This is a genomic window from Kitasatospora sp. NPDC029312 (assembly GCF_055569215.1).
In genome coordinates this window covers 56,061-68,590 of the sequence record NZ_JBVHXY010000012.1, presented here as the reverse complement: position 1 = coordinate 68,590, position 12,530 = coordinate 56,061, and the positions used below count along the sequence as shown (strand labels likewise).

Sequence of the window (12,530 nt, the reverse complement as noted above, 5' to 3'; positions counted from 1 at the left end):
GCCTGACCAGCGAAAACGCAGCTCTCAAACCCCGAAACGGCCGTATGGCCAGGGCCGGCTCACGCGGGGGCGGCGAGGTGGGTGCCGAGCCAGCTGAGGGAGGGGGGCAGCAGCCGGACCCAGGTGGTGAAGTTGTGGCCCCCGGTGTCGACGGTCACCTGGGCGACGGTCATCGGAGGGCGCGCGGTGGCGGCGAACGCGCGCGAGTCGGCGTAGGTGCTGCCGTCCTCCTTGCTGTCGGCGAGCAGAACGGCGACGGGCGGCGCGGGAAGGTGGGCCAGGCGCCAGTTGAGGTCGGCCTGGTCGCGGCGCTGCTGGCTGCCCGCGAACAGGTCGCCGGTGGTGAGGTCCTCGGCTGCCTTGAAGTAGCCGGACAGTGACACGGCGGCGGAGAACACGTCGGGGTGCTCCATGCCGAGTTTGAGTGCGCAGTACCCGCCGGTGGAGTCGCCCATCACCCCGAGGCTGCCGGGACCGGAGAGGACCCGGTAGGCCGCTCTGATGTCCTGGGTCACGTCCGTGGTGAAGTATGTCTGCGCTTGCGGGCCTGCGGGAACGTCCTCGCACTCGCTGTCCTGGGGCATCGATGGCGAGGGCCTCATCAGCACCTGGATGGTGGGTTGCATGGCACCGCTCTTGATCAGCTGCAGTTCGATCGCCGGGTAGCGGAGCTTGGTGATCAGATTCTTGGCATCGCCGGGGAAGCCGGTCATGACGACGACAGCTGGGAAGTGCTTGTCCTTGGACGCGTCCTGGAAGTACTGCGGCGGAAGGTAGACGTACCCGTCGGTGGACAGGCCGGTGGAGCGGCCCTGGATCCGGACCCGGTCGAGCCTGCCGACCTGGGCCGGGTCCTGACGCAGACCGCCGGTGGAAGGCACGTCCTCATGGCCGAGCACTTGGAGGCCGGCTGCCGCGGTGGCGGCGTTGGTGCCGCCCGTGGCGGGAGATGGGCCGGAGCCCTGGATGGTGGCAGGTCCGCGGTCGTGGCCCAGGAGGTCGGCCCAGCTGCTGTAGAACACGAAGTAGTCGTTCGCCAGCAGACCGAGCGTGCAGAGCAGCAGTACCGGGTGGTCACGACGGTGGCGAGTCGGCCGAACACGGCGGGCCAGCTCCGGTAGGCGAGGCGGGGCCAGATCCACAGCGTTCCGAGCACTGACAGCACCGCCGTCATCGCCGAGAGTGCGAGGAGTGTGTGACTGGTCAATCCCATGGGTCGCGTCACCACCGTTCGGGTCCTGCCTCCAGTCTGCCTTCCATCGGCCGGCGCAAGAGGCGACTCCCGCCGAAACCGGCCGCCCGCCCGGCCCGCTTCGGCCGTGGTCCGGAGTCGGTACGGAGCACGCACGGGGCAGGATGCATTTCTCGTGCATGGGCTTCGTGAGCCTGCGGTCGTCGGCGGTGCGTTCGCTGACGTCGGTGTGCTGCGGGGTGGCCCGCTCCGGCTGATGGTGGGGGCCGTCGGCGGTCGGGGGCGCTTCAGACGGTGATCACGAGCTTGCCGCAGGTCCGCCCGTCCATCAGGTGGCGGACGGCTGCGGCGACCCCGTCGAGCGGAAAGGTCCGGTCGACGACGGGTGTGATCTTGCCGGACTCGATGAGGCCGCCGAGGGCCGTGAGGTCTGCGGCGTTCTCGGAGGCGACGAAGGTGCCGAGTGTCTGGCCGACGAACGGCGAGAGCAGGTGCGCCCGCAGCTGGCGGTCGATGCCGCCGAGCCACCGTCCCCCGGTCTCGCCTCCCACGATGACGAGCCGGCCGGTGGGGGTGAGGGCACGGCGCAGATCCGACAGCCGGCGGGTGCCGCCGATGTCGAGAATGACGTCGTGGCGCTCGCGGCCGTCGGCGAAGTCCGCCCGGGAGTAGTCGATCGCGTGGTCGGCGCCGATCGCGCGGACCGTGTCGAGCTTCGAGGTGCTGCACACGGCCGTCACCTCGGCTCCGTACGCCTTGGCGATCTGCACGGCGAAGGTGCCGACGCCCCCCGACGCGCCGACGACCAGCACCTTCTGCCCGGCGCGGACCCGGCCTTGATCGCGCACGGCCTGAAGGGCGGTCAGTCCGGAGACGGGCACGGCGGCCGCCTCGCCGAGGGTGAGGTTCGCCGGCTTCGCTGCGAGCTTGTCCGCCCTGACGCTCGCGTACTCGGCGAACGAGCCGGCGCAGACACCGAAGACCTCGTCACCCGGCTCGACCCCGGTCACCTCCGCGCCGATCGTCTCGACCGTGCCGGCCAGGCAGCGACCGGGGTTGGCGCTCTTCGGACGGCGGACGCCGAAGCCCGCCATCCGGATGGGATAGGGCAGGCCGGCCATCAGGTGCCAGGTGCCCCGGTCCACGCTGGCCGCCCCCACCCGCACCAGGACCTCGTCGCGCCCGATCGTGGGCATGGCGGTCTCCGCGAGCCGGAGGACGTCCTCGGGCTGCGGCCCGTACCGGTCCTGGACGATCGATCTCATGTGTTCTCCTTCGGTGCAGCCGACCCTTACGCCGTAAGGTTGTCCTTACGGCGTAAGGTTGTCAAGATCGACGACGGAAGGACTCCAGATGACCCCGCCCGCCTCGCGCGCCCGGGCGCGCCGTGTGCCGCTCACTCGCGGCCGAGTGCTACGCGCCGCGGTCGCCCTGGCCGACGAGAGTGGACTGGAGTCGCTCACCATGCGAAAGCTCGGCCAGGCGGTCGGAGTCGAGGCCATGTCGCTGTACACCCACGTGGCCAACAAGGACGACCTGCTCGACGGCATGGTCGACATCCTGTTCAGCGAGATCGACCTGCCGTCCGGCGAGGACGGCTGGAAGACGGCGATGCGCCGGCGGGCGATGTCGGTCCGCGCGACACTCTCCCGCCACCGCTGGGCGATCGGGCTGATGGAATCGCGGGCCTCGCCCGGTCCGGCGACGCTGCGCCACCACGATGCCGTCCTCGGCTGCCTCCGCGCGGCCGGCTTCTCCCTCGCGCTCACCGCACACGCGTACTCGGCACTCGACAGCTACATCTACGGGTTCGCCCTGCAGGAGCGCGGCCTGCCGTTCGACACTCCCGCCGACACCGCTGAACTCGCGCAGGCCATCCTGGCGCAGGCCCCGGCCGACCAGTACCCGCACCTGGCCGAGCTGACGGTCGGGCATGTGCTCCGCCCCGGCTACGACTACGGCGACGAGTTCGTATTCGGGCTCGACCTGATCCTCGACGGGCTCGAGCGGGCACTCGCAACGGCCCAACCCGCGCCCGGCCCCGGTACGCCGTCGAACGAGACATGACGGGCTGCTTCCACCGGAAGGACGCCATGGCGTTATCCCAGGCCGCGGCTGCGGTTGGGCCGGATGGAGGGCTCACACGAGCATGGGTGCGGCAGAGAGGGGAACCTGCGGCTGAGGCAGCGAAGTCCCAGCACCAGGAGCGGAGACGGGTGATGGCCACCACGATGGGCGAGGCCAGGGCCGGCATGGCACAGCCGGCGAGCATCCGGTTCCCGGGCATCGTGCTCGGCGTGGGGATGGGCGGGTTCGTCGACGGCATCCTGCTGCACCAGCTGCTGCAGTGGCACCACATGCTCAGCAGCACCAACCACGACCGCATCGGGGTGAAGTACTACAACCCCCACACGGTTTCCGGACTGGAGATGAACACCGTGTGGGACGGCATCTTCCACGCGGTGTGCTGGATCGCCGTCCTTACGGGCCTTGCCATCCTGTACTCCCGCGTCACGCACAATCGGCGGGCGGTGTGGACCTCGCGGGTCCTGTGGGGATGGATCCTCGCCGGCTGGGGGCTGTTCAACCTGGCGGAGGGACTCCTGGACCACCAGATCCTGGGCATCCACCACGTCCACGACGGCCCCTACCAGGCTTGGTGGGACGCCGGCTTCCTCATCCTGGGCGGCCTGCTCCTGATCGGCGGGTACCTGCTCCAACGCGGCGGCCAGACCTTCGACCCGGGCACCCCGGCCGGGCGGAGTGAGGGTCGGCGCGCCTGATGGACCATGACATGCCCACTCGCGGGCACGACGCGGGCAGCAGCATCCTGGAGTGGCTGCCGCCCGCACTCGTCCTGCTGGCCTCCATCGGCGCCTACCTGCTCCTCGCTCGCCGGGCCCGCCGCCGCAACCCAGCCCTGGGCTGGAGCAGGTTGCGGACGACCAGCTTCCTGACCGGCACCGCCCTGCTCGGCGCCGCCCTGCTGCCGCCCCTGGCGCCCTTCGCTCATGAGAACTTCTGCGGCCACATGGCCCAGCACATGCTCATCGGCATGTACGCACCGCTCGCGCTCGTCCTGGCCGCCCCCGTCACCCTCCTGCTGCGCACCCTGCCCGCAGCCCGGGGAAGGCAGCTGACCGCGGTGCTGCACAGCCCGCCCGCCCGCGTCCTCACCCACCCCGCGGTCGCACTGACGTTGTCCACGGGCAGCCTCGCGATCCTCTACTTCACCCCCCTCTACAACGCGACGATGAGCACCCCGGCAGCGCACTGGCTGCTGCACACCCACTTCCTGCTGTCCGGGTACCTGTTCGCCCACGTCATCGCCGGCCCCGATCCCGCCCCCTCCCGGTCCGGCGTACGCGCACGGCTGGTCTACCTCGGCGTCGCCATCGCGGCCCATGCGGTCATCTCGCAGCTGATGTACGGCGGATTCTGGGTCGACATCCACGCCCCCGTCCCCCAGGTCCAGACGGGCGCCGAGATCATGTACTACGGCGGCGACATCGCCGAACTGCTCCTGGCCGCCGCGTTGATCGCCACCTGGCGCCCCGAGCCCCGGCGCCCGGCCACCCGCCCTTCCGTCACCGCTCGCGAAGCGATCTCGGGATGATTCGCAGGTCATGTCGGGTGTCGGGCCCGGGTCGTTGGCCGCACGGGCCGTGTTCTCCCTGGCTTTGAGGGGTTCTCAGCCGGTGTCGGGTTGGTCTTCTGCAGTGATTCCCATCGGGTCGGATCGGGGCGTTCCGAATGCCAGAAGACATCCAGTCCCATGGTGACCTGCGGGTTGCTGTCAATACGGGTATGCGGTGACGACCCTGCCGTGGCGTACGACGACCTTGATGCGTGTCTTCCTCGCTCCACTGCTGTTGTGCCCGACGGTCTTGTCGCGGAAATCGTAGATTCCTCACCCCCGCCCAGCCGGCCAAGCTGGACGCGCTGGATGAGCTGTGGCGCCTGGAGCCGGACTGGAACCGCTCGTACCGGCGCCTCCTCGCCTACCTCGCCCCCGGCGGGACCCTGGACGGCCCGGCCGGGCCCGGCCCGTCCAGGACGGCAGGGATCACGGACGGCCCCTTCAGGCTGGCTGGTCGTCGTGCAATGAGGGGACGTAGGAGATGCCGACGATCAAGCCGTCCATCGTGAGAAGTCTGGCCACGGTCTGCCCCCACGGCTCGGTGCGGGCTTGGTGCACCAGCTCGAAGCCCGCGCGCTGAAGCTCGGCACCGGCGGCTGCGACGGCTTCCGCGTTCGCCACCTCGAACTCGATCGATGCCTGCGGGACCACCCGGTCGGCAGGCCACTGAGCCATGCCGAAGCATGCCTCGGCTGCCTGCGAGAGCGGCCACAGGCCGAAGTGCTTGCTGCCAGGGATGTTCCCGCTCGAGTAGTAGCCGTTGCCTTCCCCCTCCAGGGGGAGACCGAGAGCTTCGATGAAAAGCTTGCGGCTCTGCGGCGGGTCGGCGACGACCACCGCCACGCTCGTGACGAAGAGAACGTCCATGCTGATGGTGGCGCTCCCCTGCTGCGAGTGGACTGCGGCGGCCGGCGATCTGGCCTCGTCGGCATCACTTTTCCAGTAGTCGCTGCTCAACCTATCCGCCTGCTCCCCACGGTCCGAGACGCCCGCGCCAACACCGGCCTCATGTCACCCGATCGGGCTGGCTCAGTTTTCTTCTGCCGATCACGGGCACGCCGTCACGTCACCCACCTGAACGGCTCAGTAGTGGGTCGTGATCCACATGTCGAGAGGGCTCCCAAACACCAAACACCCTGTCGAAATGCCTCCTTGTCTTGTCGCGCATTGTTCACAAACAGCCTCTGCCGAGGCACTACGGCGCTCTGACGTCCTGTCCGGCCCCGAGTTGCGGAGCGGCCTCGCACGGCCTGGGCACGGCCCGTCCCCGGCGTCCTCCGTCGGCGCGCAGGATTGCCGAGGCCATCACCATGTGACTGAGCACTCCACTTGGCGGATGAAGCGCTTGGGTTGGCGGGGGCCTTGGGACTTGCCGGCGCCGCACGTAGCCTCCTAGGGAAGTGCGCAGGCGCGGCGGAGTATTCCGGGAGCGGGCTTATGGTGATCACGTGGCGTCGGATCGACGAGCGGGACTTCCCGCTGCTGCGGACGTGGCTGCAGCAGCGCCACGTGAAGCGTTGGTGGAATCACGAGACAACGGCGGAGGCGGTGTCGCGCGACTTCGGCCCCGCTGCCCGGGGCGAGGAGCCCTCGGAGGATCTCCTCGCATTCCTCGATGGCCTTCCGGTCGGTCTGGTACAGCGCTCACGGCTGCGGGACTACCCCGAGTACCTGGCCGAGCTGGCGTCCATCGTCCCTGTACCTGATGGCGCGATGACCATCGACTACCTGATCGGCGATCCCCGCCAGACCGGCCAGGGCATCGGGACGGCGATGATCCACTCCGCCATCGTGCGAACCTGGGCCGAACACCCGGCCGCCCCGTGCATTCTCGTCCCAGTGGTGGCAGCCAACCGCGCTTCATGGCGAACGCTTGAGCGGGCTGGGTTGCACCGGGTCGGGGTCGGAGACCTGGAGCCGGACAACCCGGCCGATGACCGGACCCACTACCTCTACCTCATCGACCGGCCGCGACCCGGCGACTGACAGTCTCACCCCCCGCCACCAGCCCCGCCGAATCAAGTGCACATCCGCCGAGTGGAACGCTCAGTCACACACCACCAGGCGCAGCCGGGTCAGGAGCGCGGCGTAGGGGGTCGAGGTCGACGCCGTGCACCGCCTCGAGTGCCGCAGCGGCGCTACGCGGGCGGGTTGAGCATGTGGGCGTCGGCCCACTCAGCGCGGTGGTAGTCGGGCAGCTCCCACCAGGCGGCGGCGTCGTGGAACGGGCAGCCGATGCGCGCGGACTTCGTGGTGCTCTCCCAGCCGTGGTTGCACATGTCGCGCTGGGAGTTGGCGCGGGACCAGCCACGGCCGGCGTCGGTGGGGCTGGATAGGTCGAGCAGGGGGAAGTGATTGCGCAGATAACGGCTGCTGCCCTCGTTCGGGGTGGCCTACACGCGCGCAGGAGGGGGATCCCGGCGGGCTGGGCGACGTCGCGCTCGAGCCGGTCGAGATGCTCGTACGTCCGGGTCGGCTCCCAGCCGGTGTCAGCGACTCCGCCGCAAGTTCGTTGTTTCTGAAGGTGTTTCACCGCGAACGTGCGGGTCGGTGTGCCCCAGGAAAGGTCGCGTGCTCAGTCCCGATTGCCGGGGACTGCGATCCTCGTGGATCGGTTGGTGCAGGGTCTGGCGGAGCCATGGGAGCGGCAGGGCGGGCCGGCATGCTATTTTTGTGATCGATCGTTCAACTATGGGAGTGTCGGTGGGACGCAAGCAGCTCTGGGATCGGGCGGAGGTACTGGCCTCCGCCATGCGGCTGTTCCGTCGCCGCGGCTACCTCGGGGCCTCACTGCGGGACATCGAGGAGGCGACCGGGCTGCACCCCGGCAGCCTGTACCGGGTCTTCCAGAGCAAGGACGGCCTGTTCTGCGCGGCACTGGACGCCTACAACGACCAGGTGGTGCAGGGCCGCGTCCGGGCCCATCTCCTCGAACCGGCGGACCCTGTGGCAGGCATCCGGTCGTTCTTCACCTCGACGTTCGAGACCGGCCTCGATCCCGATCCGGGATGTCTGCTCACCAACACCGCCGTGGAGTCCTTCACCGTTCCGCAGGCCGCCGACGCGGTTCGCCGAGGGCTGGAGACGATCGAGTCCGGCTTCACCCAAGCACTGACGCGCGCCCGCACCCTGGGCCTGCTGTCCGCGGATCTGGACGTCGAGGTTTCGGCAGCCCATCTGCTGGCGCTCTATCAGGGCCTGCTGGTGCTGGTCCGGGCCGGCACCCCCGTCACGAAACTGCACACGATCACCGACGGCGCGATGGCGTCGATCGGCTCCGAGAAAGAGGGACAGCGATGAGTGACTCACAGCAGCTCTGGACGGACTATGCCGCGTGCTGGTCGGCCGACCCTGGCGAGCGGCTTGCCGCACTCGGTGCGGTCGCGGTCGAAGACGTCGCCTACCGGGACCCGGGCACGGAGGTCGGCGGGCTGACCGAGCTGGCCACCTACATGGCCGGTTTCGCCGGGGCCTTCCCTGGCCACCGGTTCCACATCGACGAGGTACTCGAGCACCACGACCGGTCGCTCGCACGGTGGACCCAGCTCGGCGAGCAGGGCGAGCCCGCCATGGCGGGCGTGAGCACCGCGCTCCACCGCGACGGCCGGCTCGCCGACATCACCGGGTTCTTCCTGCCCGCGTGAGCGGATCCCGCAGCCTCGCCGAGCACCTGGCAGATCAGCTGGCGCCGCTCGGCGAGGTCACCGTCCACCGCTACTTCGGCGGCTGGGCACTGCGCAGCCACGCCATCCAGTTCGCGATCGTGATGGACACCCTCTATCTCCGCGTCGACGGCTCGGCCCGCCCCTCCTACGAGAAGGCCGGGGCCACACCGTTCACCTACCACGCCGCAGGCCGCGAGATAGTGGTGCGCACCTACTACAGCGTCCCGACGGAAGTGATCGACGACCGCGCCGAACTGTGCGCCCTGGCCCGCACGGCACTCGCCTGACCAGCAATCCCCAACCGCCGGGCGACGGCACGACACCGGTCGAAACGCCGACATTCGGTCGCCCCGAGCCGCTCGACCGCCTGGGCAGGGATCTCGTAAGGAACCAGAAGACCACCCAACGAGCAAGTACGCGACCAGACCGGTCCCGCCCCCCAGTCAACGCTCAACTCGCCAACTGAAGCGCTCAGTCACAGTCGGCCTCTCCCCGTCCATGACTTGGCCCCGGGGAGAGGCCGCCGGCCCTGACCCTCCTACAGCCCCGAGCGCACCGTCTCGCCGTCCCAGCATCCCAAGGAGATCCACCCGCCGTGTAGACCACCACCGCCACCGCTGGGCAGGACGTACGGACCGGCACGCCGGCCGTCCCGGCGCAGCCGTCCGGCGCCGCCGTGGCGAATCCGCTGCCGCTGCACTGGTTTCAGAAGGACGCGGTGGCGACCGCGGTGCGGGAGGTGAAGGAGGGCGGACGCGCGACGGTGGTCGCGGCGACCGGCTCCGGCAGGTCCGGCTGGCCCGGCACAGAACTTTCCCGGTGCCGCCAGACCGCGGCCAGCGCGCTGTAGATCGGCACGATACACCGCCGATTGGCGCCCGGCCTGCTGCGCGACGCACACAAGGTCCACCAACTGGAGCCGCGTCGATGAACCCATCCGCCCACGTACGACGGGATCGCGCGGACGATCTCGGCGCGCGACGCCTGGGGCGGTAGCTGGTGGACCATCCGCACCCACGACAACGACGATGACGGGTGGCGCGAGTACGACGACGCCGTGCCCATCGTTCGTGACCACCCTGGAGCTGCCGGCCGAGCACGGGCCGCTCGGGCCGGTGTGGTGGCGCTTCGGCCGCCCCGGCCGGCACTCCCTCATCGACGCATTCGACAACCCGAACAACCGGGCCGCCTACGACCAGCGCCAGGCCGCCCGCGAGGACGAGCAGCACAAGGCCCACCAGGAGCTGATGAACTCCCTGGCCTGCATCGACTGCGGCGACGTTCCCGAGGAGGACAGCACCTGGGTGTACGGCAGCCAGGAGTGGACCCGCCGCCCCGGCGGCCGCTGCCGGCCCTGCCACCACGACCGCGAGGAGCGCCTGGAACGGGAGGCCGAAGAACAGCTGGAGACCGCCCGTACCGCGAACGCTGCGCTGTGCCCGTGCTGGACGTGTCGGGGCTCGATCGGCGGGAAGGCGGGCCCGGAGCTGGAGTTGTGGGAGAAGGCCGGTCCGGACCGGCTGGAGTGCCCGACGTGCGAGCGGGACCGTGCCGCGAAGGAGTTGAGCCCGTTGGTGTTGCCGGTTCCGACCAAGCGTCAGTTGGTGGCCGCACTGGTGTCGGTTCCGGACGAGTTACGGCACCGGATCCGACGGCCCGGCAGCACGTATCAGGTGGTCGAGGTGATCGCTCTGGTGACGGCCGTGATCGCAGGTGCGGGGCGGCCAGGGAGGCGCGCCACGAGCACCCGGCGGATTTCGGGGGGTGCACCCTCGACGTGCAGCAGGCTGATCCCGGACGGCAGCGCGGGCGAGAGTTGGGACGGCACCGTCGTCACGCCGAAGCCGCCGGCGACCAGCTGAAGCTTGGTCAGCCAGTCGCGCGCTGAGTGGACGATCCGCGGCCGTCCGGGCAGGCCGGGCCAGACGCCGAGCAGCGGCTCGGAGCTCGATGACGGGGTGGCGATCCACGGGGCGTCGACCAGCTCGTCGATGTGCACGGTGGCGCGGCCGGCGAACTCTCCGGTCGACTGCACCGCGACGGCCAACTCGGTGTCCGCGATGGTCTCGACGTGCAGGCGCGGCGACTCCCCGTCCGAGGGACGGTGGGGCGGACGGGATGTCAGCAGGGCAAGGTCGATCGAGCCAGCACGCAGCGCCCGGCTCAGGGTGGGCGTCGTGCCCTCGATCGTCGTGACCGTGATGTGTGGGTCGGTTGCCGCGAGGCGGGCGAGTGCGGCGGGCAGGATCGCCGCGCCCGCGCTCAGGAGCACCCCGAGCCGCACCAGTTCGGTCTGCGGGGCGGTGCCGGTGAGGTCGCGCTCGGCTGCCGCGACGGAGTCAAGGATCGTGCGGGCGTGACGCAGCAGGGTCAGACCCGCGGGGGTGAGCCGTACCCCGTCGGAGCGGCGTTCGAACAGGGCGGTGCCCGCGCTTCGTTCGAGGGAGGCGGCCTGGCGCGAGATGGCCGACTGTGTGTAGCCGAGCCGGGTGGCTGCGGCGGTGAAGCTGCCGGACTCGGCGATCTGCCGCAGGACCCGCAGACCTGTACTGGAGATGTCCATGCGTCGTACGCATACCACAGATGCCAGATCGTCGCTTCCCGCATGCCTGCCGGACTCCTAGTGTCGATCTCGACGAACACAGACGGACTTTGGGAGGTCAGCACATGCGAGCAGCGGTATTGACGCAATTCGGCGCCCCGCTCACGGTGCGGGAGGTGCCCGACCCCGAGGCGGGCGGCGGAGAAGTGGTGGTCGAGGTGCTCGCCGCCTACGTGGCCCCGTACGCGGCCGAGGTCTTCAGCGGCGAGCGGAACTACCCCCTGGTCCCTCCCGTCGTGCCCGGGATCGGCGGCGTGGGACGGGTCGTCCACGCGGGCCCGGACGCCACCCGGCTGCGCCCCGGCGACCTGGTGTGGTGCGACTCCACGGTGCGCTCGCGCGACGACGCCCTGACACCCGACATCACGCTCCAGGGCTGGAGCTCCCGCGGCGAGGGCGGCGCTCGCCTCGCCCGGTACCTGCACGACGGATCGTTCGCCGAGTTCATGCGGGTCCCGACGGAGAACGTCTACCCGCTGCCCGCAGCGGCGGGGGAGGACCCGGCCCGCTGGGCCGCGCTCGGCGTGCACGTCATCCCTTACGGCGGGCTGCTCGCCGGCGGGCTCGCAGCCGGTGAGACGCTGCTCGTCAGCGGGTCCACCGGGAACCTCGGCAGCAGTGCGGTCGCGGTCGCGCTCGCCATGGGGGCGGGCCGCGTGGTCGCCCCGGGCCGCAACCGTGCCGTGCTCGACCTCCTCGCCGACCGGTTCGGCCCGCGGGTGCGCCCGGTCCCGCTGACCGGGGACGAGGCCGCAGACCGGGCGGCGATGTCCGCAGCGGCCGACGGCCCGATCGACATGGTGATCGACCTGCTCCCACCGAGCGCACCCAGCTCGGCGGCACGCACGGCGGCGATGACCGTGCGCGAGTACGGCCGCGTCGTCCTCATGGGCGGCATCGGCATGCTCGGTGGCGACGACCTCGCACTCCCGTACCCGTGGATCATGCGCAACTCGATCACCGTGCGCGGCCAGTGGATGTACCCGCGCACCGCGAACGCCGGCATCATCCGGCTCCTCGCCTCGGGCACCCTGGACCTCGCCCCCGAACGGGTCCGGGCCTTCGGCCTCGATGCCGTCAACGACGCCATCGCGTACGCCGCTGCACACGGCGGCCCGTTCGACCGCACCGCCCTCGCCCCACACCTGGCCGGCTGACCAGGCGGCTGTTCTTCATGTGTCGGCCCAACGGCCCACCACCCTCACGGGCGCAGACCGGCGCGGCGCCTGCTCGCGCTTGATCGGGGCCTGGGTGGGCGTAGGCGGGCAGGCCGTGGGTGATGGTGCGGTCGACGTGGGTCAGGGCAGACGTTGGCGGCGCCGGTGGGCGAGATCGACGCCGCGTCCACGTACACGGTCGTCGCCGTGGGAGGGCGTCCGAGGACGGAGGGCTTGAAGCTGACCGACGTGCAGACATCGCCGCCGGCCGGGT

General features: G+C 70.4%; 14 protein-coding genes. 8 read left to right on the top strand and 6 right to left on the bottom strand.

Features of this window, described 5'->3' with window-relative positions; genetic code table 11:
* Positions 1 to 59: 59 nt before the first annotated feature.
* Positions 60 to 1,142 (bottom strand): alpha/beta hydrolase, encoded by a 1,083-nt coding sequence (locus ACZ4WV_RS12850; RefSeq protein WP_465745756.1) that lies wholly within the window; start codon positions 1,140 to 1,142, stop codon positions 60 to 62.
* Positions 1,143 to 1,479: 337 nt separating this feature from the next.
* Positions 1,480 to 2,457: an NAD(P)-dependent alcohol dehydrogenase gene (locus ACZ4WV_RS12845; RefSeq protein WP_465745754.1), complete on the bottom strand. Its 978-nt coding sequence runs from the start codon at positions 2,455 to 2,457 to the stop codon at positions 1,480 to 1,482.
* An 88-nt stretch (positions 2,458 to 2,545) separates the two neighbouring features.
* Here ACZ4WV_RS12845 and ACZ4WV_RS12840 point away from each other — a divergent pair, with 88 nt between their 5' ends.
* The 3 genes from ACZ4WV_RS12840 to ACZ4WV_RS12830 all read left to right on the top strand — a co-directional run bounded on the left by ACZ4WV_RS12840 (position 2,546) and on the right by ACZ4WV_RS12830 (position 4,808).
* Entirely contained in the window at positions 2,546 to 3,259 is a 714-nt protein-coding gene (locus ACZ4WV_RS12840; RefSeq protein WP_465745752.1) for a TetR/AcrR family transcriptional regulator, read from the top strand.
* A gap of 152 nt (positions 3,260 to 3,411) precedes the next feature.
* Positions 3,412 to 3,975, top strand: coding sequence for a DUF2243 domain-containing protein (locus ACZ4WV_RS12835; RefSeq protein ID WP_465745750.1), 564 nt, complete (start codon positions 3,412 to 3,414; stop codon positions 3,973 to 3,975).
* A gap of 11 nt (positions 3,976 to 3,986) precedes the next feature.
* A complete protein-coding gene (locus tag ACZ4WV_RS12830) occupies positions 3,987 to 4,808 on the top strand; it encodes a cytochrome c oxidase assembly protein (RefSeq protein WP_465745748.1) in 822 nt (273 codons plus the stop codon).
* 465 nt (positions 4,809 to 5,273) lie between these two features.
* Here ACZ4WV_RS12830 and ACZ4WV_RS12825 read toward each other — a convergent pair whose 3' ends face one another.
* Entirely contained in the window at positions 5,274 to 5,789 is a 516-nt protein-coding gene (locus tag ACZ4WV_RS12825) for a VOC family protein (protein WP_465745746.1), read from the bottom strand.
* A gap of 480 nt (positions 5,790 to 6,269) precedes the next feature.
* Here ACZ4WV_RS12825 and ACZ4WV_RS12820 point away from each other — a divergent pair, with 480 nt between their 5' ends.
* Positions 6,270 to 6,818 carry a GNAT family N-acetyltransferase gene (locus tag ACZ4WV_RS12820; protein ID WP_465745745.1) on the top strand — a complete coding sequence of 183 codons (549 nt, stop codon included), beginning with the start codon at positions 6,270 to 6,272 and terminating at the stop codon, positions 6,816 to 6,818.
* Positions 6,819 to 6,970: 152 nt separating this feature from the next.
* On the opposite strand, the gene ACZ4WV_RS12815 is transcribed toward ACZ4WV_RS12820, so the two are convergent.
* Complete coding sequence (locus ACZ4WV_RS12815) at positions 6,971 to 7,111, bottom strand: hypothetical protein (RefSeq protein ID WP_465745743.1); 141 nt, start codon at positions 7,109 to 7,111, stop codon at positions 6,971 to 6,973.
* 424 nt (positions 7,112 to 7,535) lie between these two features.
* Here ACZ4WV_RS12815 and ACZ4WV_RS12810 point away from each other — a divergent pair, with 424 nt between their 5' ends.
* The 3 genes from ACZ4WV_RS12810 to ACZ4WV_RS12800 are packed head-to-tail and all read left to right on the top strand — an operon-like array spanning position 7,536 to position 8,784.
* Positions 7,536 to 8,132, top strand: coding sequence for a TetR/AcrR family transcriptional regulator (locus ACZ4WV_RS12810; RefSeq protein WP_465745741.1), 597 nt, complete (start codon positions 7,536 to 7,538; stop codon positions 8,130 to 8,132).
* The gene (locus tag ACZ4WV_RS12805; RefSeq protein WP_465745739.1) at positions 8,129 to 8,476 is read left to right on the top strand and encodes a nuclear transport factor 2 family protein; all 348 of its coding nucleotides are present in this window, start codon (positions 8,129 to 8,131) and stop codon (positions 8,474 to 8,476) included. The genes ACZ4WV_RS12810 and ACZ4WV_RS12805 overlap by 4 nt, the downstream gene beginning before the upstream one ends.
* Positions 8,473 to 8,784: a TfoX/Sxy family protein gene (locus ACZ4WV_RS12800; protein ID WP_465745737.1), complete on the top strand. Its 312-nt coding sequence runs from the start codon at positions 8,473 to 8,475 to the stop codon at positions 8,782 to 8,784. Before ACZ4WV_RS12805 ends, ACZ4WV_RS12800 begins: the two co-directional genes overlap by 4 nt.
* Positions 8,785 to 9,202: 418 nt before the next feature.
* Here ACZ4WV_RS12800 and ACZ4WV_RS12795 read toward each other — a convergent pair whose 3' ends face one another.
* Both ACZ4WV_RS12795 and ACZ4WV_RS12790 read right to left on the bottom strand, forming a co-directional pair.
* Complete coding sequence (locus ACZ4WV_RS12795; protein WP_465745735.1) at positions 9,203 to 9,355, bottom strand: hypothetical protein; 153 nt, start codon at positions 9,353 to 9,355, stop codon at positions 9,203 to 9,205.
* An 811-nt stretch (positions 9,356 to 10,166) separates the two neighbouring features.
* The gene (locus ACZ4WV_RS12790; RefSeq protein WP_465745733.1) at positions 10,167 to 11,060 is read right to left on the bottom strand and encodes a LysR family transcriptional regulator; all 894 of its coding nucleotides are present in this window, start codon (positions 11,058 to 11,060) and stop codon (positions 10,167 to 10,169) included.
* A 104-nt stretch (positions 11,061 to 11,164) separates the two neighbouring features.
* Between ACZ4WV_RS12790 and ACZ4WV_RS12785 the strand changes: the two genes are divergently transcribed.
* Complete coding sequence (locus tag ACZ4WV_RS12785) at positions 11,165 to 12,256, top strand: alcohol dehydrogenase catalytic domain-containing protein (RefSeq protein WP_465745731.1); 1,092 nt, start codon at positions 11,165 to 11,167, stop codon at positions 12,254 to 12,256.
* Positions 12,257 to 12,530: the final 274 nt, after the last annotated feature.